Here is a 23,665-nt window from a genome sequence, read left to right as displayed (position 1 = left end):
TGGTGATCATGGCGAAGGTACTCGCGACCGACGTGCACGTCACCAACGAGAAGGGCGAGGCGGTTCGGCTGGAGGCCGGCTCCAAGGTGCCCAAGTGGGCGACCGAGCTGGTCACCAACCCGAAGGCGTTCGCGGAGAAGGCTGAAGAGTCGGCGGATGACGCCGGCCAGCAGCCGCCTCAGACTCCTCCGGCCGCTCCGGCGTCTTCCGAGCCTGCCTACGAGGCGAGGCGGGAGAACGTCGACGAGGTGCATCCCTACGACACGTGGGCGTACCACGAGCTCCAGCAGGAGTCCATCGGGCGCAAGCTCGACGGCGGCGGGTCGGGCAAGGGCGAAGAGATCGTCGCTCGTCTCCGCGCGGACGACGCCGCGCAGCAGCCGCCCCAGCAGTAACGAGAGGAGGGCCACCGTGTCACTGCCAGCAGTCCAACTGGACGAGCTCGAGAACCGGTACGAAGGCGACGACTTCGCCACGCGTTGGCGTACCCAGTATCTGGTCACGAAGCTGGCCGACGCGGTGGCCCTCATCCAACAGAACTACCCGACAGTGGAAGGTCGGCTCGCATCCGGGCAGCTGCTCGAACAGAACTACCACCGCATCGTCTGCGACGTCGTGCTCAGGGTCATCACGAACCCTCGCGGCCTCACCAGCGAATCGGATGGCGGCTACTCGTACGGCATTCGCCCGGTCGTGTCGTCGGGAGATCTGTGGCTCACCCAGAAGGACATCGACACCCTGTTCGGTATCGTGCAGACCGCCGACATGGGCACTGTCGCGATCGGTTACCACGACCTCGGGAGACGCCACCGTGGGTATCCTCGATAACCCCCGGCACCAGCTCGAGCTGCAGCGGTTCGTTCTCGCAGGCGGCAGCCTGGGGCAACGGAAGCCCATCGCTGACGGCGAGCGGATCACCGTCCGCTGCAACATCCAGCCCCTCGACTCCGCCGAGCGCCTCAACCGAGGTCTCCAGCTCGAGATCACGCGGCGCGTGTCTTCGCGCACCTGGCCGGGTGACTACCTGTCTCGTGCTTACTTCGAAGGATTCGAGTGGGAGACGGTGGGCGAGCCTGAGCACTTCACCATGGGGCAGGGCACAGAGCACTTTGTGATCATCCTGAAGCGGGGCGCGCGCGATGGCGCAGGTCAATAAGAGCGCCGGCATCATCGCTGCACGCATCGTCGGAGAATCATCCGCGATGGATCTCGCTGCGCTGGTCGTGCTCGGTCGCGTGAAGATGGTTGCCGCGCGTCACCGCCTCACCGGTAACTACATGCGCGCGCTCGAGATCAAGAAGGTCCGCGGCCGGAACGGGGTGAAGGACCGCCTGGTCTCAGCAACGGACCCCGCCTCGATCTCCATCGAGTACGGGCACTACCCGGTGAAGGTTCGACGCAAGCGCCACGCCGGATCACGGCGCGTGTCCACAGGCACGCTCCGGTGGGTGCCCGGGCAGTACATCATGACGAAGGCGCGGGGGATGCTCTGATGATCGACGCCGAAGTCCTCGCCAAGAAGCTCCTCGACGCGGCCGTGCCCGACGGGGTGGCTGTGATGCCCGACATCGACGCCGACGCCTGGGACGACTTCCCGCTCGTCACGTTCCGCATCACGGTCGGCCAGGCGATCGACAACCACGCCCCACCGAGCGGCTGGACGGCGTCCCTCGACATCAACATCCTCGACGACGACCTCGACGACGCGAAGGCTCTCGCTGGCGCCCTGTACGACTCCATCTGGGAGTGGGCAGACCCGTTCGCCGGAAAGAACATCGTGCCCGACGTCGGGTCGGTCAATGACATCGAGGACCAATCGATCTTCACCCGCGTCGCGACCGTCGAGGTCGAGTCGAAGTGGGTGACGCAATACGCAGGCAGTTTCTCGCTGACGCTGCGACCAAGTAAGTAACCACCCCCGTCTCCAGCGGCCGAACGGCCGGGTCCGCCAACCCAAGGAGACACCATCATGGCCCTCGACGGAGATGCCGTATTCCTGCCTGGTCGCGGACTTCCCTTCCTGGCTGACGTCGACACTGCCCCGCCCGCATACAAGACGATGACGCCCGCCACGCCCGGCACCGGCTGGGAGGCGGCCGGCCACACGTCGCGCGAGAACAACGTCTCGCTGAGCAAGAACGGTGGCGAGGCGACCACGTCCGGTTCCTGGTGGACGCCCGCGCTGCGCACCACGTACTCGGACACCACCTACACGGGCACCATCGCGTCCCTCCAGATGGACAAGCTCACGCTCGACCTCGCGTTCAACGGAGCGATCGACACGGACGACGGGTACATCGTCCCCTCGACCCTCACGCCGGTCGAGCGGGCCCTGTTCATCCTCTGCCTCGACGGCACCGACCGGATGGGCGTGTACTTCCCGCGCGTCTCCATCGGCATCGGCGACGCCCCCACCTTCGACCCGACGAAGTTCTTCGAGATCCCGCTGGCGTTCTCGGTGCTCTCCTCCGACGAGCTCGACGGCGTCATGAAGTGGTTCCACCCCGCCCTCGAGGCGTGACACATCTTCCCGCCAGGTGCTGGAATGCGGACCCGCCTGGCGGGGAGACCCTCCTTGGTCCGCGCAGAAAGGGTCCGCAATGACCGCCCCGAAGAAGCCGCAGGATCACCTTCCCTCCAAGAGCGACCAGCTCGCCGCGGAAGCTGCCCCGCCGCCTGGTGCCGACCTCCTGAAGCCCGTCACGTCTCTGCCGTCGTGGGATCGCCTGGACCTCACCGCGCTCCTCACGGAGGCGTTCGAGGGGCTCGGCATCGATCTCGACGACGAAGACAAGAGCTTCGAGATCACGACCGATGCGAAGTCGCTGCGCGCGCTCGCGTCCATGCAGCGCGGGCTCATCCCCGTCGCTGTCAACGAAGAGGCCTACATCGCATTCGCGTCGGGCCCGGACTCCATCAGCCAGGTCACGAACCTCGCGATTTGGTACCTGGCGGCCATGGGGGAATCGATGGGCTCTGCGGCCTAGTCGACCAGCACGGGGCCGAGCTGCGCGGGGACTTCCAAGAGTTCTTCCAGCTCGACCTCGTCGACGTCTGGCGCGGCACGATCACACCGCGTCGGGCTCTCGACCTCGCAGAGTCCCTCTTCAGCGTGCCCCGCTCCCGCTACCGCGCCGCGGTGATGGGTGACCGGTGGATGGGGTGGTCGAACGAGACCGCGGTCCTTGCCGACGTCTTCGATGCGGTGCGCGACGCCATGACGTCGAATGCGGAGATCTGGGGCGGGAAAGTCACCGCCCCGAAGTATCCGCGGCCGGCGGCGAAACCCGACCTTCCAGTGGGCAGGGAGGCGTCGAGCACGATCGCGGACTTCCCGATTTGGGAGATGGTGCGCTCCACTTCCTGACCCGAAAGAGGTGACCGCATGCCGGTGACGAACACGGGTAAGGAAGTCGGTCGCGTATCCATCCGGGTGCTCCCGAACGCGACGAAGTTCCGCGAAGACGTGCGGCAGATGTTGAAGCGCGTCGAGGGTTCGATGGCGGCGAACATCAAGGTCGAGGCGGACACCCGCCCGGCGGAGAACGCCGTCCGCAAGCTTCGCGACGACATCAAGAAGCGGGCAGCTGACCTGAAGGTCGACGCGAAGACCCTCAAGGCATCCGCGGAGATCGCGAAGACCGCCCGGGACCGGCGGGTGAAGATCGCGGTCGACGTGAGTAAGGCGTCTGTGGCTCGTGCCGCCGCCATCCTCGCGACCCTGTCCGGTGCCCGGCTGGTCAGTTCGACCTTCGCCGACATCGGGCGTGGTCTCGCGAACATCGACCGGAACCTGCCCAAGATCGCGCTCGTCGCCACGTCGGTCGCGTCCCTGGTCAGCTTGGTCCTGTCGGGTATCGGTGGCATCGCGACGGTGGCCGCTTCGGTGGCGTCGCTGGTGGCGCTGGCGGCCCCTGTGCCGGGTCTTCTGGCCGCCGCTGGGGTGGCTGGCATCGCGCTTGCTGTGGCGCTCTCAGCGGCCAAGGAGCAGCTCTCCGAGCTGCAGCCCGTGTGGGACTCCCTGAAGGCCACGATCCAGGACAACTTCTGGGCTCGTGCACGGCAGCCGATCCTCGATCTCGTCAACGGGGTGTTCCCGCAACTGACCGACGGGCTCGCAGCCGTCTCGAACTCGCTCGGCGCCTGGGCGGCATCCGTCGCCGCATCCTTCCAGGCGGCCTTCGGCGACGGGGTGCTCGCCGGCATGATGGGGCAGCTCGCCACGGCGATCGACAACTCGACCGGCGGCACGGATGCGTTCGCGCAGTCCATCGCCTCCCTCGGCAAGTTCGCCGCCCAGTACCTGCCCTCGATCGGCAGCTGGTTCTCGGACATCTCGATCCAGTTCAACAACTGGATCGCCGCGGTAACCAGCAACGGGCAGCTCGCCCAGTGGGTGCAGGACGCCCTGAACGTCGTGACCCTGCTCGGCTCCTCGCTCGGGTCCGTGGTCGCGATCCTCGCCGGCATCGACGAGGCCGCCCGGCGGGCCGGTGGCGGCGGTCTGGAGACCTTCGCAGGGGTCCTCGCGAGGATCGCCGATGCGATCAACAGCAGCGCCTTCCAGGGCGCCCTGACCGCCATCCTGGTCGGCGCCAACGCCGGATTCTCGGCCCTCGGCGCAGCGCTCGCCCCGATCGGGCGGATGCTCGCGATCCTCGCACCCACGATCGCTTCGATTCTGACGACCGCAGGCGAGGCGCTCGGCGGCTTCCTGTCATCGATCGCAGGGGCGCTCCAGACACCGGCCTTCCGGGAAGGGCTCGACGCATTCTTCTCCGGCATCAAGTCCGGGTTGGACGCCATCGGCCCCAGCCTGCCGGCCGTCGCCGCAGCGCTAGGCACCCTCGGCGCCGTCGTAGGTGACCTGGCTGCCACCCTCGGCCCGGTTCTCGGTAAGGCTCTCGCGGTGGCGGCGCCGCTGTTCAGCGCCCTGCTCGCGAACATCGCTCCGCTGATCCCGGTGCTCGGTGACGCGTTGATCCAGTCGATCGATGCGCTCGCCCCGGCGCTGATGTCGATCGCGCTCGACGTGCTGCCACAGCTCGTTGACGCGATCATCCAGCTCGCGCCGCTCCTGCCCGCGCTCATCGAGTTCTTCTCGCAGCTGCTGGTCCAGGTCGCTCCGATCGCCGTGCAGCTGCTCGAAACCCTGATGCCCGCGTTCGTCGCCTTGACGCCCGCGATCATCCAGATGCTCGACGCGCTGACCCCGCTGCTGCAGTTCCTGCCCGTGATAGCTGAGGGCGTGCAATTGCTCGCCGCGGTGATCTCGACAGTCCTCGTGGTCGCGTTCGGAATTGCGCAGACGATCTGGACAGGCTTCACCGCGCTGATCACCGGCGACTGGTCGAACTTCGCTCAGAAGATCACCGACATCTCGAGCGGAATGGCGAGCTCCATCGGTCAGATCTGGTCCGGATTCATCGGCGGAATCGTCAACATCTTCGAGTCCGGAAAAGACCAAGCCATCCAGGTCGGCATCGACCTCGGCAACGGAATCCGCAACGTCTTCGACGGCGCGGGCTCCTGGCTCGTCGGTGCCGGACAATCCATCGTCGAGGGTCTCGCTCGCGGCATCCGCAGTGCAGTGAGCACCGCAACGAACGCTATCGCCGGCGTCATGGGTGCCGTCCGTGACTTCCTCCCGTTCTCGCCCGCGAGGGTGGGTCCGTTCTCGGGACGCGGCTGGTCGCTGTACTCGGGCCAGGCGATCGGTCTCGCCCTGGCATCGGGCATGCGGTCGACCACCAGCAACGTGCAGGCAGCAGCCAACGAGCTCGCGGCCAGTGCGTACGTGGGCGGGTCGGGAGCGGCGACCACTTCCACGTCCGCGAACGGCGCGGCAATCGTGGCTCTGCCATCCCAGATGACCCTGGTGGATCAGGACGGTTCGATACTCGCCCTGACCCGGGTAATCGCGTCTGACACTGTCGCGAACTACGACAGCGAGTCGGTGCGTCAGATGAAGGGTGGAGTGAACCGCTATGGCTAGCATCGAGGCCGTCGCGTTCCCGTCGGGCGCCCCGTCTCCGTACGTGGACCTGCTCGTATTTGGTCCGCCGCCGGTCGTGGCGTCAACGGTGACCGTGTCGCGCACCAGCGAAGGACGAACCTTCAAGGTGCGCGGCATGGTCGATCTCGACGTCAACTCCGAGCTCTCTCGCCGCGACTACGAGGCACCGTTTGATCGAGAGATGACGTACCGGGCGCAGTACTTCGATGTCGCAGGCAACCCTGTCGGGTTCTCGGACCCGACGACGGTTCGTCTGCCGGCGCTCACGCGGGGCACGGCGTGGTGGCACAACCCGTTGGACCCTGAGTCCGCAGTTCGGGTGATGATGGCACCGAACGCGGCGTCCGAGTTGACGCGTGAAGTCGAATCGGAGCTCCTGCGCGTCAGGAACCGATCGGTGGGCGTGATGATCGGCGGGGTCAGGCAGGGGCTCACGAAGATCCCGTTGGATTGCATCACCTTGACCCCGCGCGAGTCCGCCCGGTTCGATGCTCTCTTCGGCGGGTACGACCAGATCGTGTCCGGCGTCGTCTGCATCCGACCGTCAGGGGTGATTCCACTCCCTGGGGTGCTGTTCGCGAGCGTGTCGACTCCAACCCAGCGCCCGTACAACCGGAAGCAGCGCATCGACCCGTCGTCGGACTGGCCGCTCGTGGGCGACGAGGTTGCGCCTCCGGCTCCGGCGATCGTCCGAGCGCTCCTGACCTACCAGGACTTCGAGGACTTCTACGCCACGTACGCCGAGTTCGAAGCGGCGTACACGTCGTATCAGCAGGCGGCGAGGGACTACTCAGTGAAGGGGTGACCGCGTGCGAGCCACCGACCGTCTCTTCGCTGACATCCTCACAGACTCGGCCACACGCCGGATCACCGCCGACCTGTTCGTCGGCCTCGACCGAGTCGCCGAGGGAATCGAGTGCTCCAGCATCGCCCTGGTGTGGGACGGCTCACGGCAAGTGCTGTGCTCAGGAACAGTGCAGCTCGTGTACCAGGACGACTGGGGACGCTCGATCGCGCCCGAGAAGCTCACGGACTGGCTGGCGCCCTTCGGCGCGTGGCTGGACCTGAAGTACGAGATCACCCTGGGCGACTTCAACCGGTCGGTGCGTCTGGGACGACTGGTCGTGCAGAAGCCCCGCGACGTGCGCCGGCAACGGATGGTGATGACGGGGCGTGTGTTCTACCCGGGCGAGACGATCACAGTGGATGTCGCCGACGCGTTCTCGATCACGGCCCGGGAACGGTTCGTGACCCCGGGCCAACCACCGACCGCAGCGACGGCGTGGAGTGAGCTCGCGCGTCTCACGGGTTGGCCAATTCTGCGGAACATGCCCGATGTGAGCGTCCCGATGTCGGTGACGTACCAGGAGAGCCGCCTCGACGCCGTGTTCGATCTCGGGGACGTGTTGGGTGGGTCGCCGTATCTGCGCGCCGACAACACTCTCACGCTGCGGCCGTTCACGCCGGGTGGGGTGGTCGCGACGCTGCGCGACGGGCCGGAAGGTCAGATCGTGTCGCACACCGTCTCCGAGTGGGACGCCGACGAGGTCTACAACCAGGTCGTGGTGCGCATCACGGATGGCGACATGGTCACCGCTCTCGCTGAGGCACGGATCAAAGAAGGCCGGCTGCGGTACGGGCTCGCCTCGCAAGGGGCCTGGGGGCGCATCCCCTACTACGTGTCGTCGGAGTACATCAAGACCGTCGACCAGGCGCAGGCGTACGCCGACGCTCGGTTGCCGATCGTGTCGCAGCAGAAGACGACCATCGCGTCGATCGAGATGCTCCCCGACCCTCGCCTCGAGGTGGGTGACGTGGTGCGGTTGGAGGCTTCCGTGGATGACAGCGCGACCGTGGCCCGCATCCAGAAGATCTCCCTCTCGACGACAGGGCCGATGAAGGTAGAGGCGAAGCTGCTGTGAGCGCCGGAAACGAGGCCGCGAAGGGCTTCTCGGACATCGCCGCCAACGAACTACTCGCGGGCACCTACCTCGGCAACGACGAAGCGACAGGCTTCTGCGTCGTCGACACAGGCAACTCCGAGCGGGTCACGATCCCGAACCTTGGCTTCTACCTGCCCCTCCCGGGTGACCCGGTGCGGATCTGGCGGATCGGGAACCAGATGCTTCTCCTTGGCCCCGCGAAGCCGAAACCGCCCGACGCGACCGTGGAAGCGTTCGGGATCGACGGCTCCGGCGCCTTGTTCATCGACGCCCGCACCTCAGACGGAGTCCTGCGCAGTCACCTCCGCGCCTACGACACCTACGAGGAGCCAGCCATCGGGGACAACGTCGCCATCAACTGGCCCCTCGGAGGGATCGTCGAGGGCCGCTTCACATCCGCGGCCGCATCAGCACCTGTCAGCCCGGGCAACCCGGTGACCCCGGTGACGGACCTCGAGTTCCCAGCGATCGATTCGGGTTCGTGGAGATCCGGGAACGGGTGGTGGACCGACGACGTGTGGTGCTCCGACACGAACACCGGCGCATGGTTCTACGGCTCCGCCGTGTCCGACACGATCCCTGACGCTGCGACGATCACGCGCATCCAGATCTACCTTCCCCGCTACTTCGCATCCGGGGGAGCGCCGACATTCGGTGTGCACTCGTCTCCGACGAAACCGGGCGGGAACGTCGATGTGAGCTCGGCAGTCGCGCTCGACGCGGACGGGTGGGCGGACCTTCCTACCTCGTTCGGTGAGGCGCTGAAAGGCGCCCCGGGCGGTATCGGAACCGCGACCGGCGGCTACCACAAGTACAGAGGTGTCAGCAGCGACGGCCTGTCAGGGCGGTTGCGGATCAGTTGGAGTTGAGATGTCCACCACGCCCGGCCCCAAGTCCCAACCACGCACCGCGTCTCTCTCCGCGGCGACGTTCTCGGGTGACCTCACGAAGGTCGCGGACTACGCAGCATTCACCGGCAACTACATCGTGGGTACGAGCACGCAGCGCACCTCGTTCACGCATCCCGACTGGCCGGACCTCACCGCCCCGTGGGAGGGCCTCTTCTGGCAGGAGTCGGACGGCACACGCGACGGGTACCTGTACACCGGCACCGGGTGGGTGTTCGTTTCCCGCCCCCGGTCGACGACGGCGGGCCTGAACTACAACTCCGGGTACGGCAACGCCGGAAACATGCGGATCGCCCGAGCGAATGGGATCGTCACCGCAATGCTGGCCCTGTCGAAGGTCACACCGTTCACCGACGCTGACGTGCCGGGCACGATGCCTACGGGCTTCCGTCCCACGACCACCCTTGTCGCTGCCGGTGTGTTCAGCGGTGGCGGCGTCGTTCCCGTATTCGGGTCGGTCACGATGACCACCGCAGGGGTGGTGACTCTCTCGGGTACCCCAGGGCCGCATCCGGCGTTCTACGCGAACCTCAGCTACGAGCACTCCTAACCCGCCCGGCACCCTTCCTGGCTCGCCACTCGGTGGGCCTTCGTCGTTCTAGGGAGACCTGATGTCCCAGATCCGCACTGGCGTCGTTGAGATCACGACGAACCAGGCCGGCTACACAGAGTTCGACCACGAGGTCGGCGAGAAGCCCGACCAGCTGCACACCGCGATCATCGAAGACCCTGCGAGCCCGGGCGCCTACGCCTTCCTCGTCACCTCCTGGAACGACGCAACCGTCCGGGGGGTGCTCTTCGACCGCGCGACCGGTTCGGAGGCGGGCGAGGTGACCGCAAAACTGCGGTGGGATGCCGAGGTGGTGTCGTGAGCGCCATCTCCTGGGCGCCGAACTTCCAGAACGGCACCCCACCCGACGGGCAGTGTCTGGACGTCAACGGGCAGGGAATGCTGCTGCATTGGGAGGCCGCCCGCCAGTTTTGGGCGTTCGCCGCAGCGTTCGAGGCCGTCTTCGGCATCCCCCTCACCATCTCCGAAGCCGGCCGTTCGCTCGCCCGCCAGGAGTTCCTGTTCGACGGGTGGTCGCGGCGCCTCCCTGGCTTCTACCCGGCATCCCAGCCAGGGGAATCGTCACACGGCGAGTTCACCGCGATCGACATCAACTCGTGGGTGTACGGCGGTTCCGCCGGCACAGAACGTCACGACTGGCTCGTGGAGAACGGCCCCGCCTACGGGTGGGACTGGTACCTCGTCGGCGAGCCCTCGGGCGAGGCCTGGCACTTCAACTACCGGTTCGGGCTCAAGACCATCACGGCGGACGCGAACGGCGTCTACAACATCACGTCTCTGGAGGACATCGAAATCATGGGCGCGCTCGACGAAATCAAGAAGGCCATCACCGACTCCGAGGAGCGCATCCTCGCTGCCACGGGCCGTGGTGGGTCGGTCGTGTACTGGGTCCCGGCCTGGAACAGGACCTACCAGGTCGCACCGAACCTCATCAAGCACCACGCCAACGGCGTCGAGCGCGACAACGGGTACGTCCAGGCCGGGCAGCTCGACGAGCTCGCGATCCAGGCCGACGAGTTCAACATCGAACGGGTCTTCTGGAACAACGGCATCACTCACATTCCTGTCGCGAAGATCAAGACCGCACCCGCCGGCCAGGTGTTCCGGCCGGACACGAAGATCGACTGGTGACCTGCCCACCTCGACCCTAAGAGGGGTGTTCATGCGTCGGTTCAAACGCATCCTCCCGACAGAGGAGCCGCCCGAGGGTTCGCCGTACCCGTCGCTGCTGGTCAAGTACGTGCTGATCGCGCTCTACGGCATCGGCAACGCCGCGGTCGGTGTCACCACCCTCGACCTCGTCGCAGGCGAGGCGTGGGCGCTCGCATGGCCGGTGCTCGTCGCCGTGTGCGCCACCATCGCTTTCGTTGGGGTGGTGCGGTCACTCCGCACGAAGCGGTTCGGCCTCGAGCTCGTTGCGACGCTGCTGCTCTTAGGGCTGCTCGCAGGGTATTCGCTCGCTCTGATCATCCGCGCGGCGACGCTCGGTGACACCAGGGTGCTGCCGATCGCCCTGCTGCCGATCATCCTGGCGGTGTTTCCGTGGCGTCGGCTGTCGTCGATTGTGAGGGCTGGGGGCGGCGGATGGTGGGGGTGATCCTCGCGGCCGCCGTCGCCGTAGCCACCGACAGCGACATCCCCGGCTGGGTGTACCCCGCAGCGACCGTCATCGCTGCGCTGCTCGGCGCGCTTGGTCTCGTGATCGTGCGGAAGGTCCGCGGCCCTGTCGCGATTCAGGACCTGTGGGCGGAGAACCGGCTGCAGCGCACCGAGATGACCGAGATGAACCGGCGCATCGATGCCATGGTCACCAGCCGGGAGACCGACCGAAGCATCATCCGCATCATCAGCGAAGGCTTCCGGGCACTCTCGGACGTGGTCGACCGGCAGGTCCACAACGGCGTGGCTCCGCGCATCTTCCCGGATGAGGAGAAGGCCATCGAACGCGCCCGCGCGGTGGTCGATGACGACGACCTCTGGAACACGCTGCCGTCCATGCCGAAGCCCGGCGACCACGATCCCACGAAGGAGGAGTCATGACTCACGCCGCACCCACCCCGATCCAGCGTCTGTGGACGCAGTTCGCCCCCAAGCTGATCGCGTTCCTCGCGACCGGCCTCACCGCCTCCGGCCTCATCTGGGCGGTGCAGTACATCACCGGCCTGTTCGGGTACGACGTGACCCTCCCGCCGGAGCTCGCCGCGATCCTCGTCGGCATCGTCTCCACCGTGGCCGCGTACATCCAGCGCGACAACCTCCTGAGCCTGCGCCCGAAGGAGTTCGCGTCGAAGGTGCTCGTCTTCGCCCTCACCGGCATCAGCGCCACCGGCATCCTCGCCGTCGCATCCGCTGTCGGTGTGGACCTGTCGCAGTATTCGCCGCTGATCACCGCAGGCGTGACCCTGCTGGGTGCGATCCTGGGCTACTTCAAGCGCGACACCTACGCCCTCGCCGCATAGCAACGCCGCCCTCTCACACCGTCCTGGCCGCCGCGTGGGCGGCCTTTCTCATGCCCGGAGGAACTCATGGCGTCTGTCACCATCACCGGTCCCGTGCTCGACTCCGTGGGCCGCCCCGCGACAGGACTTTTCGTCGTTGAGGGCACCACGCAGTACGCGACGGAGGACGGCGAATACGTGTCGCGCACCCAGTACGTCGTGCAGGTCGCGGAAGGCGTCCCTCTACTCTCTGATGGCACGTCCCCGTGGACACAGATCGTTCCGCCGGTGGGTCAGGCGGTGCGAGTCTTCGAGCGGCTGCAGCCATCCGGCGACACTGCGGCATCGGGCACCAAGATGGTGCAGCGGACGCGCGTGCTGCAGATCCCCGGTGACGTGTCGACCGTGAAGTACGGCGACCTCATGGATGTCACTCCTGTCGATTCGCCCGAGTACTGGGTCGCGCAAGGTCCCGCCGGGCCGGAAGGCCCAATCGGACCCGCAGGCGCGGATGGGCTTCCCGGCGTGAACGCGGTCGAGAACGACACCGCAGTGGCGGCCTACGTTGGCACGAGGACGTCGCTGACCCGCGGAAAGCTCGACCAGACGTACGCGCCCACGAACTTCGTGCGCCACCTTTCCGAGTGGGTGCTTGACGGTGAGATGCTCGACCCGACCGACACGGCCGACATGTCGCCGATCTTCCAGCGCGCTGTCGACGCCCTGCAGGACGAGTTTGCGGCGCTCACCACGAAGCGACCTTTCATTCTGAACATTCCAGCAGGCGACTACCGCATCGCGACCGGTCTCGTGTTGGACGAGACGATCGGGATGCAGATCGGCTTCAAAGGCGCGGGGCTCGACGAGACATTCCTGTTCGTCGAGGGCGACGAGGCGTGCATCAACGGCACCACCTCCGCGACCCTCGACCCGGACCATGTCCTGTTCGGTGCAATCTCAATCGCTGACTTCACGATCGATGGGGCCCGGCAGACGCAGACCAGCTATGACTCGCGTCGTAAGGGGATCTTCATCCAGTCGGTCGGACACTTCCGGGCGGAGCGGGTCCGGATTCGGAACACTCTCGCGACCGGCTTCGGCGTCGACTACATCCAGGACGGCCAGTTCATCGACTGCATCGCCGAGAACTGTGGCCGCGGGCACTACGCCGACCCCGATAACCCCGACCCCAACGACCCTGCCAACGACGAGCACATCGGGTCGGGTGCCGGCTATGGTCTCGGCACCGGGCTGTATGAGGTCGAGAACGTCACCTTCACCAACTGCGTCGCGATCGGCAACTACAACGCTGGATGGTTCTCTGAGGCTGTTCTCACTCGCGCTGGGGTGACGCACGCACAGACCAAGGGACAGGTGGTGACCGGGCTGAAAGCCTATGGCAATTGGTACGGTCTTCTCGACGCGGGTTCGGATGGTCTCGTCGTCACGGGGTGCGACCTGTCTCGTAACCTGAAGGCCGGTTTCGCGCTCGACGCCACCCACGCTTCGCCGGGTGGTGGCATCAACGGGCGCGTGTCCGGTGGGCAGATCACCGAGAACGGGCCTGCCGACAACTCTGGTGCGGGCATCCTGATCGCTACGGCCATCGCGGGAGGGTACAGCTGGGACAACATCACCGTTGCTCGCAACAATGGACCCGGCGTCCGCTTCACCAATACGGACCCCGCTGGGTGGGCATTGGGGGCGATCTTCGGGTTCACGAGCCTGAAGATCCTCGAAAATGCCGGAGCTGCGATCCGTGGCGCGGTGGCGCTGCCCGCCGACTTGATGGTCGACAACTGCACGACCCGCGGCAACGCCTACGGGCTGCAGTTCGTCGGCGCGTACACACTCAACGGGCTTCTGGCACGAGTCAACTTCTTCTCGGAAACCCATCAGGTCACGCAGACGCTCTCCAACCCGCGACTGTCGGGTAACACTGGTCTGGGTCTGAACACGCCCTCCTCGATCATCGCAACCTACAACCCGACGGTGGCCGGTACGGTGGCGTTGACGTGGACAGCTCCGCTCGAGGTCCCAGACGACTACCGGGTCGAGTGGCAGGACGTGAACGTCGGAACGTGGCACACGGTGACGCGCAGCGCCTCCACCACGCCGAGCCAGACGATCACGGGGCTGCCTTCGTTCGCGAAGCTCCAGTTCCGAGTCGCGGGGATCGTGTCGAGCGTTGTTGGTACATACGCCGTGTCGGCTGCGCAGCGATTCATTCCGACTCCGTACGCGGGTGATCACTTCAACCGGTCGGACCGAACTCTGGCTGGTACTGCCACGCCAACGACGGACGGGCTGAATGCTCTGACGTACACGGACCACGATTCGGGTACCTGGTCGATTCTGTCGAACTCGATCCGCCCAAACATGAACTACGCCAACAGTGCTCGCAAAGCGCTCACCGTGGACGCGGGTTCCGCGACCGGAACTGTTCGGGCGGTGTACGCGAAAGCACCACCGCTGGTCGCGGATATCTCCACCTCCGGCGTGCTGGTCAGGTACGTGGATGCTTCCAACTACGTCGTCCTCGACATGTCATCCACTAACGGGTGGAGGCTCAGGAAGTGCGTTGCTGGTTCCTACTCGGTCATCTCAATGTCCGGGGTCGGGACCGGCGCGATTGCTCCCTGCACGGTCGGAGATCAGGTGATGGTGCAGTTTGCTGGCAGCAGCTACACCGTCACCATCAACGATCAACCGCCCGTCACGGGCACTGACACCGACCTGAACGCGGCTACTCGTCGCGGCTTCCTTCAGGCCGGCGCGAACGTCAGTGGCGGTGGATCTCCGATGAAGTGGGATGATCTCGAGACCTGGAACATCGCAGCGTAGAACACCCGAAGACCCCGGCTCAGCCCTATAAGGCTGGGTCGGGGTCTTTTCGCTTTTCCCGGACGGGAAGCCTGACCTCGAGACGACGCCGCACCTTCGCCAGCGGGTCCTCAACCAACCGGTACATCACCTCGGCGGCGGCGATTGTGACAGCCAGGGCGATGACATCACGGACAGGGTTGATAGGCGACAGCGGAGCGACGAGGGCTATCGCGAGCCGGTGGAGGAGATAGATCGAGAACGAGAGCACCCCGATGTGTGCGACGACGCGGTTGTTGAGGATGCGACCAACCCAACTGGTGGGCTGGGTGATCACGAACCAGAAGATCGGGATGAGGCACAGGTACTGCACAGTGTCGACGACGGAGAGGCGGATCGCGTCCTTCTGGATCAGCGCGGAAGCTGCGAACACAACCACCGCGACTGGGACGAGCACGCGCGCGATGATCTTCTGGTCAACACGGAAAGGGAACGCGTCGCCAGTAGTCGGGTTCCACAGCAGCGCCATCGCGGCGCCGGCTAGTAGCCCGTCGAATCGGGTGTCGGTGCCGGTGTAGAGGTGGAAGAAGCTGGCGTGCGCGAACGTCAAAGCGATCCTCCACAGCAGTCCCACACCGCACGCGACGAGGAGGATTCGCCCAATGGTGACGCGGCTGAGTCGCTTGCGAAGCATCAGGATAAGCGCGGCGGGGAATATCAAGTAGAAGTGCTCTTCGACGGCGAGTGACCACAGCATCGACGTCTCGGGCGGGAGCCCTTCGCGTCCGAAGAAGATGAGGTAGTAGTTGGTGAGGTTCAGGCCCTCTGCCAGCACACCCCACACGGTAGTTGTCGCCGCCAGCACACCCGCCGCACCGAGGACCACGGCGATGATGATCGTGATGTAAGCCGGTGGGAGGATGCGCAGAGCACGCCGGAGGTAGAACTTCGAGAGTGAGATCCGCCCGGTTTTGCCCCATTCGCGCCTTAGCAGGGTGGTGATGAGGTAGCCGCTGAGGAAGAAGAAGATGGTGACGCCGACGTTGCCGGGCCAGATCAGCGGCGCGGTAGCTCCGTGTCCGATGAACACGATGAGGACCGCTATCGCGCGGATGCCATCGAGAGACGGGATAGCGCTCGGGCCGTGCTTGTTACCTGGTGCTGGCATCTTCCCCCCGCCGTCCCCTGTACTCGACGAGTATAGACGCGCGAACCACGCTTACCGGTCGACGCCGACGTTGAGCATCTGCCACCCCTCGGGCACCCGCTCCCGGAGGTCGGCGTATCCGAGGTCGTAGACGTCCGTCTCGACCTCGATTGTGTCGAGCTCGAGCGTGTCGGTGTTGCGAATCGTGGACGAGATTTTCATGGGCTGATCGTACGAGCAGCCACTGTCACTGGTGCCAAAACACTCTGTTCGGGGAGAAGCTCGAGGGCGGACGGTGACTGCGTAGTTGGCGTACGGTCGTAGGCCGTGTGGGTTACGCGACGCGGTTAGCTGAGCTGTTCGAGCTCCTCCCTGGGGAACTCTGAGACCGAGTCGATGTTGTCCAGGATCAGCCCGATGAAGCCGTCGGGCGAGGTGCCGACGTAGACGCCCTCCATGCCCGTGGCGATCACCAGGAAGCGGGCGTGCGGAGAGATGGTCATATTGCGCAGCCTGACACTGCGCCCGCCGGTTTCCTTGGACTGGGGGCATACTCACCGGTACTCGGCGACTTCGTTCCTGATCACGGTGGATGGTCCGTGGTGTGTGTGGAGCACCTGAGGGGTTGCTATGGCGATCGCGTGCTTGTGGGCGGCCAAGGCGGCGTCTTCGATCTCGCGGTAGTAGCCGTCCCCGATGAGTCGCCGCTTTTTCGGGTCGGTGTGCCAGGTCACGACCCGCCACCGGGAGATGGGTTCGCCGTTGAGGTGGACGTCGACCCAGCGGATGATCGCGAACGGCTCCTTGGTGCCGGGGCGGGGGAAGATCCACTCGGTGGCGAGCATCGACTCGACAGGGTGCCATTGCTGCTTCGCCACGTCGTGCTCCCTCCCTGCGGAGCGCGCCGTGCTCCTGCGCACCTGATGGTAGGCAGCACCACCGACAACACGCCAAGAGGCGGTCAGGAGGTCAGGCGTGCCAGTAGTGATTGGGGCTGACCGAGTAGTAGATCAACCAGATCACCGGGATGAACAGGAACACCGACAGGATGATCCACAGGGTGAGGCTGTGTCCCTGCTGCGGGCGAACGTACGACACCCCCATGTTGTTCGCCTGCCGGCCCTGCACGCTCACCGGGATGGGCTGTTGGTACGGCTGGTACTGGGGCTGCTGAGGGTAGTAGGCGGGTTGCTGGTACTGCGGCTGAGGTGGGGCTGGCGGGGGAGCGTAGTGGTCGGTCCACTGGTGCCCGTCCCACCACCGTTGACGTCCTGCCCCGTCGTCGTACCAGCCAGCTGCCGCGTTGCTCATGAGAACCCCCTGATCGAGTCTGGAGCGATCCTACCCACCGAGCAGGGCCCCGTGACAGTCCCGCCTCGCACGCGCCCATCCACGGGCCGTGCGGGGCGTTCTCTCATTGTCGGTGGGTGGTGCGAGCATCGACCCCATGCTCACCGATCAGGACCGCGCCATCCTCGCTTTCGAGGAGCGGTGGATCGACCAGCCCCGCGGCCGCGAGATGGCGATCCTCCGCGAGTTCGGGTGGACGGCAGCACGGTACCAGCAGCGCCTCGCGCACCTGCTCGAAGACCCGGCCGCACTGAAGGCGCACCCGCAGCTCGTCTACCGGCTCCGCACGCGCCTCGAGCGACGCCTGAACCACCGCGACCGGATGCTCCTGTGACGCGACGATTAGTCACGGTTTACTCACGCTTTTGCGCGGGCCACGCCGGGCAATCGAGGGCAATGCGAGGCATCCCGGCCGCGGAGAACCGCCCGATGGCGGGCCGCTTAGGGCCGCATCGGGCTTCGCCAGACTACAAGCGGGGGTTGCGGGTTCGAGTCCCGCAGCCGGCCCCACTGACCGCCCTGAGTCGCGCGCGTGGCCGGCCCGGGCGACGCACGACGCGATGCGTCGTGGGGTTCGAGTCCCGCAGCCGGCCCCTCCGCCGCCACCGCTCTGGCTGCCTTTCCTCCAGGCGAAGCCGCCGTCGTACCGTTCTCAGGCGATCCGCCCGTTCTCAGGCCCCTGGCTCCTGAAAACCGCACGATCGCCCGCCGGCTCCTGAATTGCGGGGCGGGTGCGGGTGCGGCGGGTCAGCGGAGCGGGAGCTCGTAGTGGCGGTAGGCGGCGTCGGGCTGCCAGCCGAGGGACCCGTAGAGGCGCTGCGCCGCAGTGTTGGTGTGCGCCGTCGAGAGCTCGAGGCGGCAGGCGCCGGCCTCGACGCCGAGCCGGCGCGCCGCCTCGAGCAGGGCGGTCGCGGTGCCGCGGCCCCGCGCATCCGGGCGCACGAAGAGGTCGTAGAGCACGAGCACCGGCGCGAGCTCGAGCGAGCAGAACGTCGGGTAGAGCTGGGTGAAACCGTCGAGCCGCGCGGGCGCAGCAGTCGGGTCCGGTGCGGACGTGGCCGACGACGGGGCGACGAGCACGATCGACTCGCCCTGGCGCATCCGTTCGGCGAGGTAGTCGCGCGCGGCCGACGGCTCCGCTGGGTCGATCGGGAGGCCGTAGAAGGCGCGGTAGGCGTCGAACAGCGGAGCGAGCTCGTCGAGGTCGTCGAGGGTGGCGCGGCGCACGGACATGTCCACACCCTAGCGAGCGAGGCGCCTCCGGCGATCGATGCCGAGTGAGACGAGCAGCACCGCGAAACCGGCCGCCGCGAGTCCGACGCCGACCAGGGCGGGCGAGAGGTAGCCGAACCCGCCGGCGATCGCGAGGCCGCCGAGGAATGCGCCGAGGCTGTTGCCGATGTTGAGCGCCGAGTGGTTGAGGGCCGCGGCGATCGACTGGGCGTTGTGCGAGACGTCCATGAGCCGGGTCTGGATGGCGGGCGAACAGGCGCCCGCGCACGCCCCGATGAGCAGCAGGAACACGATGATGCCCGCTGCGGAGCCACCGAACAGGGCGAAGCCGAGCACCGAGACGCCCACGGCGCCGAGACTGATGAGGAGGGCGCTGGTGACGGAGCGATCGGCCAGCCAGCCGCTCACGAACGTGCCCGTCGTCATGCCGATGCCGAACACCACGAGCGCCCACGGCACGAACGCCGCCGGCAGCCCCGCCACGTCGGTGACCACGGGCGCCACGTAGGTGTAGACGGCGAAGATGCCGCCGAAACCGACGGACCCGAGGATGAGCGTCAGCCACACCTGCAGACGGGTGAACGCGCTCAGCTCGTTGCGGAGGGTCGCCCGTGGATCACCCGGCCGGAACGGCACCGCCACGACGATCGCCACGAGCGCCACGGCGAAGATGACGGTGACCAGGAGGTACGCGCTCCGCCAGCCGTACTGCTGGCCGAGGAAGGTTCCTGCCGGCACCCCGACCACGTTCGCGATGGCGAGCCCGCCCAGCACGAAGGCGACGCCACGAGCGCGCCGGCCGGGCCCCATCAGCGATGCCGCTACGAGCGAGGCGATGCCGAAGTAGGCGCCGTGCGGCAGGCCGCTGAGAAAGCGTGCGGCGAGCACCAGCCCGAACGAGGGCAGCACCGCCGAGAGCAGGTTGCCGGCCACGAACACCGACACGAGCACCACCAGCAGCCGTTTTCGCGGCCAGCGGGCGGCGAGCGCCGCGATGGTCGGAGCGCCGACGACCACACCGAGCGCGTAGGCCGACACCAGGTGACCGACGGATGCGTTTGCCGACTCCGGATCGACGGCGTACGTCGCGGGCAGCAGGTCCTGCGCGATGTTCGGCAGCAGCCCCATCGTCACGAACTCGGTGACCCCGATGCCGAAACCGCCGAGCGCGAGCGCCACGATGGCGAGCCAGCGGCGCACGGTGCCGACGTGCTCGAGCGGGGCCGGGCCGGCGTCGGTGTCCTGGCCGGTGGTAGCGGAGGCGGCGGGAGCGGCGGGAGCGGCGGGGGAGTCTTCATTGACTGGAGTCGAGTCCAGTTCAGTCACCGGTCAATCGTAGAGCACGGCCGGATGCGCGTCCGCCGCGCGCCGCACCGTCAGTTCCAGAGCGACAGCTTGTCGGGGTTCACGACGATCCACACGTCGGCCACCGACCCCTCGACGACGTGCAGCGTCGCCACCCCGATGATCCGGCCCTCCTCCCAGATGGCGAACCCGAGCCCGTCGGGCGTCTCCTGGTCGACCACCTCGAGGCTCGGCCGTTTCGTGAGCAGCCCGACCAGGAACCGCGCCACGTGGTCGGCGCCGGACACCGGGTTGCGGGCAGCGGACACGACTCCGCCCCCGTCGGAGCGGAGCACGACATCGGGGTCGAGCACCGCGATGAGCGCGGTCAGATCACCCGAACGCGCGGCCGCCGAGAAGGCCCGCACCACCGCGTCGTGCTGAGCCCGCGAGACCTGACGCACCCGGCTGGCCGCCACCCGGCGCCGCGCCGAGGCCGCGAGCTTGCGGCACGCGGCCGGGGTGCGGCCGACCGTCTCGGCGATCTCCTCGAACGGCACGGCGAACACGTCGTGCAATACGAACGCGACCCGCTCCGCCGGGGTCATCGCCTCCAGCACCAGCAGGAGTGCCGTGCTCACCGAGTCGTCGAGCGTCGCCCGGTCGAGCGGATCCTGCGGTTCGTGCGACCGGCTCGTGACGGTGCCCGCGAAGGTGTCCGACGGCACCGGCTCGGGCAGCCACGGGCCGACGTAGCGTTCGCGGCGCGCCCGCGCGGAGCCGAGCACGTCGAGGCAGACGCGGCTCGCCACCCGGGTCAGCCAGGCACGCGGCACCTCGATCGCATCGCGCTCGGCCGGCGACAGGCGGTACCAGCGCGTGTACGTCTCCTGCACGGCGTCTTCGGCCTCGGCGACGGTGCCGAGCATCCGGTACGCCAAGCTCATCAGGTGCCGGCGCTCGCCGATCACCTCGGCGTCGACGTCGCCGCGATCGTCGGGTGCGGTCATCGGGAACTCCCTTGCTTGCGCCCATCATCTCGCGACTCCCGGATGCGGGTCACACTTTCTGCCGTCATTCCGTCCAGAGAGATATGAACAGCACACCTCGACGCATCCTGCTCGCCGCGGCGGCGCTCCTCGGCGCCTACGTGGGCGTGTGGGCCGCCTTCTTCCCCCACTCCTTCTACGACGCCTTCCCCGGGTTCGGGCTCACCTGGGTCTCGGTCGACGGGCCCTTCAACGAGCACCTCGTGCGCGACGTCGGCGGGCTGTACCTCGGCCTCACCGCCGCGAGCGTGGCGGCGATCGCCGCGCGCACGGCGGCGCCGGCGCGCGTGGTGGGGCTCGGCTGGGCGGTGTTCGGCGCCATCCACTACGGCTACCACCTGCTGCACCTGGAGGGTTCGGCGGTCGACGTCGTCGGCAACGTGGTCAGTCTCGGTGTCAGCCTCGCCCTCGGCGTGCTGCTCGCCCTGCCGGCGCGTCCCGTCACGGTGACGCCGGCGGATGCGCGGCTCACCGTCGTGGCCGACCGCGACCTCGAGGGGCTGGCACGATGAGGGTCGCGGTCGCGGGCGGGACGGGCGCGGTGGGGCGGCACGTCGTCGACGTGCTGCGAGCATCCGGGCGCGATGCCGTCGTGCTCAGTCGCTCGGCCGGGCACGACCTCACCGCGGTGGGCGCGGTGCCCGCCGTCGCGGCTGCGCTGGGCGGCAGCGACGCCGTGATCGACGTCTCCTCGGTCAGCACGACGTCGGCGCGGGCTTCGACCGCGTTCTTCGGTGCCGTCACCCGCACACTGCTGGCGGCGGAACGGGCCGCGGGTGTGCCGCACCACGTCGCGCTCTCGATCGTCGGGGCCGCCGCGGCGCCCTCGGCGTACTACGCCGGCAAGAAGCTGCAGGAAGACCTCGTGATGGCCTCGGGCGGGGGCTGGAGCATCCTGCGCGCCACCCAGTTCCACGAGTTCGCGGCTCAGATGGTGCAGCAGGGCCGGATCGGACCGGTGCAACTCGTGCCGACGATGCAGTCGCAGCCGGTCGCGGCGGCCGAGGTCGCGGCGGTTCTGGTGGAGATCGCGCTCGGCGCACCTCGCGGTCTCGACCGCGATCTGGGTGGCCCGCACACCGAGAACATGGCCGATCTTGTGCGCCGTTACCTCGCTGCGACCGGGCTTCGGCGCCCGGTGCTGCAGGTGCCGCTGCCCGGCGTGTGGGGCCGCGCCCTCCGCGACGGCACCCTGCTGGCCGGCGCCGGCGCCCGCCGCGGCACGCAGACCTTCGAGGAGTGGCTGGCCGCGCTCTGAGACGCCCGTCCGGAACGACGGATGCTCGCGGCAACGTCGGAGCGAGCATCCGTCGTTCCCGTCAGCGGCCCCGAAACTCCGTCGTTCCCGTGCGGGGCTGGAGGAGTGCGCGGCGGAGGGTGGGCAGCGCGTCAGAGCGACGAGAGGTGCTCCGCCACGCGGATGCGGCCCTTCGGGCGCTCCTTCTTGCCCCGGTCGGGCAGGCCCCCGACGTAGAGCCAGCCGAGCAGCTCCTCGTGCTCGCCGAGCCGGTGCGCCGCCCGCACGGGCTTCGTGCGGGTGAGTTCACCGGTGCGCCAGATGACGCCCCAGCCCTCGTCGTCGAGCAGCAGCATCAGCCCGTGCGCGACGCCGGCGGCCACCGCCTCCTGCTCCCAGCGCGGCACCTTGTGGCTCGGCCGGAACGACGCGACCACCGCGAGCACGAGCGGCGCACGGCGCGCCTTGCCGCGGAACTTCTCGGCATCCCGCCCGCCGTCGGCCGCCGCGAGCGCGTCGCCGAGGATGTCGCGCGCCTCGCCGCGGATCTCGATCACCCGCCACGGCCGCAGCCCGCTGTGGTCGGCGAGCTGGCCGGCCGCCTCGACGAGGTCGGCGACCTCGGCGGGCGTGGGTGCCGCATCCGTCACCTTCGACGAGGACCGCCGGGCGAGCATCGCGGCTCTGACGCCGGGCACCGTTACTCGGCCGCCTCGAAGCTCAGCGAGATGGAGTTCATGCAGTAGCGGTCGCCGGTGGGGGTCTGCGGGGCGTCGTCGAAGAGGTGCCCGAGGTGCGAGCCGCAGTTCGAGCAGCGCACCTCGGTGCGCACCATGCCGAGCGAGCGGTCTTCGATGAGCTCCACCGCGTCGGAGCCGGTGGGGTCGTAGAAGCTCGGCCAGCCGCAGTGCGAGTCGAACTTCGTGGTGCTGCGGAACAGCTCCTGCCCGCAGGCCTTGCACTTGTAGACGCCCTCCCGGTTCTCGTCGAGGAGCTCGCCCGTCCATGGGCGCTCCGTCGCCGCCTGCCGGAGCACCGCGTACTCCTCGCTCGACAGCTCGGCGCGCCAGGCGTCGTCGGACTTCTCAACCTCGTAGGACATGCTGCTCCCTGGAACGGATTCGGGCGGGTCGACCATCAATCATTTCAGTAAACTCTGGCAGGTGCCTGCCCATTCCCTTGTTCAGAAGCGCTGGGCCGAGCTCAGCACGGCCGAGCTCTACGCCTTTCTCAAGCTCCGCACCGATGTCTTCTTCGTGGAGCAGAAGGTCGACGAGACCGAGCTCGACTGGCGCGACGCCGAGCCCGAGACCATCCACTACTGGATCGCGGAGGGCGACCGGACGGTGGCCTACCTGCGGGTGCTGACGGATGCGGAGCCCGAGCACGAAGACGCGCGCCGGCTGATCGGGCGCGTGGTCGTGCATCCGGAGTTCCGCGGTCAGGGGCTCGCTCAGGTGCTCATCGCCCAGGTGCTCGACCAGTTCGGCGACGAGTCGATGCTGTTGCACGCGCAGAGCTACATCGCACCGTTGTACGCACGGTTCGGGTTCGTGGCGTTCGGTGAGGAGTTCGTCGAGGCGGGCATCCCGCACGTCTCGATGTTCCGGCCGGGCAACGACGACAGCGCCGACTGAGTCGCGCCGCGCGCCGCGCCGCGCCGATC

General features: G+C 67.5%; 33 protein-coding genes. 23 read left to right on the top strand and 10 right to left on the bottom strand.

From position 1 onward, the window contains the following. The first annotated feature begins 8 nt into the window (after positions 1-8). The 19 genes from AC3WLB_RS04005 to AC3WLB_RS03915 all read left to right on the top strand — a co-directional run bounded on the left by AC3WLB_RS04005 (position 9) and on the right by AC3WLB_RS03915 (position 14,720). Positions 9-395, top strand: coding sequence for a hypothetical protein (locus AC3WLB_RS04005; RefSeq protein ID WP_492503490.1), 387 nt, complete (start codon positions 9-11; stop codon positions 393-395). 16 nt (positions 396-411) lie between these two features. After that, the gene (locus AC3WLB_RS04000) at positions 412-828 is read left to right on the top strand and encodes a Gp19/Gp15/Gp42 family protein (RefSeq protein WP_492503488.1); all 417 of its coding nucleotides are present in this window, start codon (positions 412-414) and stop codon (positions 826-828) included. Further along, positions 812-1,156, top strand: a complete 345-nt coding sequence (locus tag AC3WLB_RS03995; RefSeq protein WP_492503486.1) for a hypothetical protein — start codon at positions 812-814, stop codon at positions 1,154-1,156. Before AC3WLB_RS04000 ends, AC3WLB_RS03995 begins: the two co-directional genes overlap by 17 nt. After that, a complete protein-coding gene (locus AC3WLB_RS03990; RefSeq protein ID WP_492503484.1) occupies positions 1,140-1,493 on the top strand; it encodes a DUF5403 family protein in 354 nt (117 codons plus the stop codon). Before AC3WLB_RS03995 ends, AC3WLB_RS03990 begins: the two co-directional genes overlap by 17 nt. Further along, positions 1,493-1,912: a hypothetical protein gene (locus tag AC3WLB_RS03985; RefSeq protein ID WP_492503482.1), complete on the top strand. Its 420-nt coding sequence runs from the start codon at positions 1,493-1,495 to the stop codon at positions 1,910-1,912. The genes AC3WLB_RS03990 and AC3WLB_RS03985 overlap by 1 nt, the downstream gene beginning before the upstream one ends. Positions 1,913-1,969: 57 nt before the next feature. Continuing rightward, on the top strand, positions 1,970-2,521 hold the full coding sequence (locus AC3WLB_RS03980) for a phage tail tube protein (RefSeq protein ID WP_492503480.1): 552 nt from the start codon (positions 1,970-1,972) through the stop codon (positions 2,519-2,521). Between the two features lie 79 nt (positions 2,522-2,600). Continuing rightward, positions 2,601-2,987: a hypothetical protein gene (locus AC3WLB_RS03975; RefSeq protein ID WP_492503478.1), complete on the top strand. Its 387-nt coding sequence runs from the start codon at positions 2,601-2,603 to the stop codon at positions 2,985-2,987. 125 nt (positions 2,988-3,112) lie between these two features. After that, positions 3,113-3,367, top strand: coding sequence for a hypothetical protein (locus AC3WLB_RS03970; RefSeq protein WP_492503476.1), 255 nt, complete (start codon positions 3,113-3,115; stop codon positions 3,365-3,367). 18 nt (positions 3,368-3,385) lie between these two features. After that, positions 3,386-5,995: a phage tail protein gene (locus tag AC3WLB_RS03965; protein ID WP_492503474.1), complete on the top strand. Its 2,610-nt coding sequence runs from the start codon at positions 3,386-3,388 to the stop codon at positions 5,993-5,995. Further along, positions 5,988-6,821 carry a hypothetical protein gene (locus AC3WLB_RS03960; RefSeq protein WP_492503472.1) on the top strand — a complete coding sequence of 278 codons (834 nt, stop codon included), beginning with the start codon at positions 5,988-5,990 and terminating at the stop codon, positions 6,819-6,821. The genes AC3WLB_RS03965 and AC3WLB_RS03960 overlap by 8 nt, the downstream gene beginning before the upstream one ends. A gap of 4 nt (positions 6,822-6,825) precedes the next feature. Further along, a complete protein-coding gene (locus tag AC3WLB_RS03955) occupies positions 6,826-7,938 on the top strand; it encodes a hypothetical protein (protein ID WP_492503470.1) in 1,113 nt (370 codons plus the stop codon). Beyond that, positions 7,935-8,828: a hypothetical protein gene (locus AC3WLB_RS03950; protein WP_492503468.1), complete on the top strand. Its 894-nt coding sequence runs from the start codon at positions 7,935-7,937 to the stop codon at positions 8,826-8,828. Before AC3WLB_RS03955 ends, AC3WLB_RS03950 begins: the two co-directional genes overlap by 4 nt. A gap of 1 nt (position 8,829) precedes the next feature. Beyond that, on the top strand, positions 8,830-9,417 hold the full coding sequence (locus AC3WLB_RS03945) for a hypothetical protein (RefSeq protein WP_492503466.1): 588 nt from the start codon (positions 8,830-8,832) through the stop codon (positions 9,415-9,417). Between the two features lie 61 nt (positions 9,418-9,478). Beyond that, positions 9,479-9,739: a hypothetical protein gene (locus AC3WLB_RS03940; RefSeq protein WP_492503464.1), complete on the top strand. Its 261-nt coding sequence runs from the start codon at positions 9,479-9,481 to the stop codon at positions 9,737-9,739. After that, on the top strand, positions 9,736-10,569 hold the full coding sequence (locus tag AC3WLB_RS03935) for a M15 family metallopeptidase (protein ID WP_492503462.1): 834 nt from the start codon (positions 9,736-9,738) through the stop codon (positions 10,567-10,569). The genes AC3WLB_RS03940 and AC3WLB_RS03935 overlap by 4 nt, the downstream gene beginning before the upstream one ends. A gap of 31 nt (positions 10,570-10,600) precedes the next feature. Next, the gene (locus tag AC3WLB_RS03930; protein WP_492503460.1) at positions 10,601-11,035 is read left to right on the top strand and encodes a hypothetical protein; all 435 of its coding nucleotides are present in this window, start codon (positions 10,601-10,603) and stop codon (positions 11,033-11,035) included. Beyond that, complete coding sequence (locus AC3WLB_RS03925; protein ID WP_492503458.1) at positions 11,023-11,478, top strand: hypothetical protein; 456 nt, start codon at positions 11,023-11,025, stop codon at positions 11,476-11,478. Before AC3WLB_RS03930 ends, AC3WLB_RS03925 begins: the two co-directional genes overlap by 13 nt. Then, entirely contained in the window at positions 11,475-11,897 is a 423-nt protein-coding gene (locus AC3WLB_RS03920; protein ID WP_492503456.1) for a hypothetical protein, read from the top strand. The genes AC3WLB_RS03925 and AC3WLB_RS03920 overlap by 4 nt, the downstream gene beginning before the upstream one ends. A 66-nt stretch (positions 11,898-11,963) precedes the next feature. Continuing rightward, positions 11,964-14,720 (top strand): hypothetical protein, encoded by a 2,757-nt coding sequence (locus AC3WLB_RS03915; RefSeq protein WP_492503454.1) that lies wholly within the window; start codon positions 11,964-11,966, stop codon positions 14,718-14,720. A 25-nt stretch (positions 14,721-14,745) separates the two neighbouring features. Here AC3WLB_RS03915 and AC3WLB_RS03910 read toward each other — a convergent pair whose 3' ends face one another. The 5 genes from AC3WLB_RS03910 to AC3WLB_RS03890 all read right to left on the bottom strand — a co-directional run bounded on the left by AC3WLB_RS03910 (position 14,746) and on the right by AC3WLB_RS03890 (position 17,157). Further along, positions 14,746-15,867, bottom strand: a complete 1,122-nt coding sequence (locus AC3WLB_RS03910) for an acyltransferase family protein (protein WP_492503452.1) — start codon at positions 15,865-15,867, stop codon at positions 14,746-14,748. A gap of 51 nt (positions 15,868-15,918) precedes the next feature. Continuing rightward, positions 15,919-16,068 carry a hypothetical protein gene (locus tag AC3WLB_RS03905; RefSeq protein WP_492503450.1) on the bottom strand — a complete coding sequence of 50 codons (150 nt, stop codon included), beginning with the start codon at positions 16,066-16,068 and terminating at the stop codon, positions 15,919-15,921. A 125-nt stretch (positions 16,069-16,193) separates the two neighbouring features. Further along, the gene (locus AC3WLB_RS03900; protein ID WP_492503448.1) at positions 16,194-16,349 is read right to left on the bottom strand and encodes a hypothetical protein; all 156 of its coding nucleotides are present in this window, start codon (positions 16,347-16,349) and stop codon (positions 16,194-16,196) included. 51 nt (positions 16,350-16,400) lie between these two features. Beyond that, the gene (locus tag AC3WLB_RS03895) at positions 16,401-16,724 is read right to left on the bottom strand and encodes a hypothetical protein (protein ID WP_492503446.1); all 324 of its coding nucleotides are present in this window, start codon (positions 16,722-16,724) and stop codon (positions 16,401-16,403) included. Between the two features lie 91 nt (positions 16,725-16,815). Then, positions 16,816-17,157 (bottom strand): DUF2510 domain-containing protein, encoded by a 342-nt coding sequence (locus AC3WLB_RS03890; protein ID WP_492503444.1) that lies wholly within the window; start codon positions 17,155-17,157, stop codon positions 16,816-16,818. Positions 17,158-17,293: 136 nt separating this feature from the next. Between AC3WLB_RS03890 and AC3WLB_RS03885 the strand changes: the two genes are divergently transcribed. After that, positions 17,294-17,530, top strand: coding sequence for a DUF3263 domain-containing protein (locus AC3WLB_RS03885; protein ID WP_492503442.1), 237 nt, complete (start codon positions 17,294-17,296; stop codon positions 17,528-17,530). A 413-nt stretch (positions 17,531-17,943) separates the two neighbouring features. Here the strand turns inward: AC3WLB_RS03885 and AC3WLB_RS03880 are convergent, their stop codons facing one another. The 3 genes from AC3WLB_RS03880 to sigJ form a co-directional block, all read right to left on the bottom strand. Further along, a complete protein-coding gene (locus tag AC3WLB_RS03880; RefSeq protein WP_492503440.1) occupies positions 17,944-18,429 on the bottom strand; it encodes a GNAT family N-acetyltransferase in 486 nt (161 codons plus the stop codon). Positions 18,430-18,438: 9 nt separating this feature from the next. Continuing rightward, entirely contained in the window at positions 18,439-19,629 is a 1,191-nt protein-coding gene (locus AC3WLB_RS03875; protein WP_492504660.1) for an MFS transporter, read from the bottom strand. A 176-nt stretch (positions 19,630-19,805) separates the two neighbouring features. Further along, positions 19,806-20,723 (bottom strand): RNA polymerase sigma factor SigJ, encoded by a 918-nt coding sequence (gene sigJ, locus AC3WLB_RS03870; protein ID WP_492503438.1) that lies wholly within the window; start codon positions 20,721-20,723, stop codon positions 19,806-19,808. Positions 20,724-20,806: 83 nt separating this feature from the next. Here sigJ and AC3WLB_RS03865 point away from each other — a divergent pair, with 83 nt between their 5' ends. Together AC3WLB_RS03865 and AC3WLB_RS03860 are read left to right on the top strand one after the other, a co-directional pair. After that, positions 20,807-21,274, top strand: a complete 468-nt coding sequence (locus tag AC3WLB_RS03865; RefSeq protein ID WP_492503436.1) for a hypothetical protein — start codon at positions 20,807-20,809, stop codon at positions 21,272-21,274. After that, positions 21,271-22,020 carry an SDR family oxidoreductase gene (locus tag AC3WLB_RS03860; protein ID WP_492503434.1) on the top strand — a complete coding sequence of 250 codons (750 nt, stop codon included), beginning with the start codon at positions 21,271-21,273 and terminating at the stop codon, positions 22,018-22,020. Before AC3WLB_RS03865 ends, AC3WLB_RS03860 begins: the two co-directional genes overlap by 4 nt. Before the next feature lie 131 nt (positions 22,021-22,151). Here AC3WLB_RS03860 and AC3WLB_RS03855 read toward each other — a convergent pair whose 3' ends face one another. Beyond that, on the bottom strand, positions 22,152-22,697 hold the full coding sequence (locus AC3WLB_RS03855) for a nitroreductase (RefSeq protein ID WP_022898091.1): 546 nt from the start codon (positions 22,695-22,697) through the stop codon (positions 22,152-22,154). A 2-nt stretch (positions 22,698-22,699) separates the two neighbouring features. Next, complete coding sequence (msrB, locus tag AC3WLB_RS03850; RefSeq protein ID WP_022898090.1) at positions 22,700-23,101, bottom strand: peptide-methionine (R)-S-oxide reductase MsrB; 402 nt, start codon at positions 23,099-23,101, stop codon at positions 22,700-22,702. A 61-nt stretch (positions 23,102-23,162) separates the two neighbouring features. Here msrB and AC3WLB_RS03845 point away from each other — a divergent pair, with 61 nt between their 5' ends. Further along, the gene (locus AC3WLB_RS03845) at positions 23,163-23,636 is read left to right on the top strand and encodes a GNAT family N-acetyltransferase (protein ID WP_492503431.1); all 474 of its coding nucleotides are present in this window, start codon (positions 23,163-23,165) and stop codon (positions 23,634-23,636) included. Positions 23,637-23,665 lie beyond the last annotated feature (29 nt).

The organism is Herbiconiux sp. FW305-C-125 (assembly GCF_058783455.1).
This window is presented reverse-complemented; position numbering and strand designations above follow the sequence as displayed.